This window comes from Halorubrum sp. SP9 (genome assembly GCF_005435015.1).
Taxonomy (GTDB): domain Archaea; phylum Halobacteriota; class Halobacteria; order Halobacteriales; family Haloferacaceae; genus Halorubrum; species Halorubrum sodomense.
Genome location: NZ_SGXU01000235.1, coordinates 1 through 661 on the forward strand (window position 1 = coordinate 1; position 661 = coordinate 661).

A 661-nucleotide genomic window follows, 5' to 3' on the forward strand; every position below is an offset into this window, starting at 1 on the left:
CCTAGCACGAGCCAGCCCGCCAGCGCCGCGAACACGGGGATCACATACTAGAAATCAATCCAACATGTCGAGGTCTCCGCGACGCTCTTGGTGCATAATACCAGCTGTGAATAGCCGAAGTTTCGAAATCAGTTCTGACTCAGTTTCATACGTTCCTACCCGGAGATCCCATCGCACCTGTGCTGACCGAATCATCGCACTCGTCACATCGTCTTCATGGAAGAAGATGAGACGATCACTATGTGTTTCTGAGAGTGCTTCGAGGATGCTCCCAGCTTCTTCCCCGACACCGAAATTATGCCCGAGAAACGGTAAAATGAACGCAGTTGCGTTACTACACTGCGTATACTCGATACTTTGTGTCGCCGCATCCACCTCGTCAGTATCTACATCAACGTCGACGGCAAGAAAGGCGTTCACTCCGGGGGTGACACGAAGTGCGCCCTGTATCCGTCGTAGCAATGCCTGCGCCGCGTCGATCTCGTCTTTGTTTTGGAACAATCGCCGGAGCGGCCCTGGGAGGTCGTCCACCGCAATTTCCTGACGCTCCTCCTCGGTGAGGATGTAGTTGAGATTGAACGACTTGTATGGGCCCATTAAGTAGAAGAGAAACCGGTCGTACGGTACGTGGCCTAATCGGTCAGCAATTAGTTCACGTGTT

At 53.0% G+C, this 661-nt stretch carries 1 protein-coding gene; it reads right to left on the reverse strand.

Going from position 1 to position 661, the window contains the following annotated elements; all coding sequences use genetic code 11:
- Positions 1-54: 54 nt before the first annotated feature.
- Positions 55-661: hypothetical protein (locus EXE45_RS17345; protein WP_137695065.1), on the reverse strand; the 607-nt coding region annotated here is incomplete at its 5' end.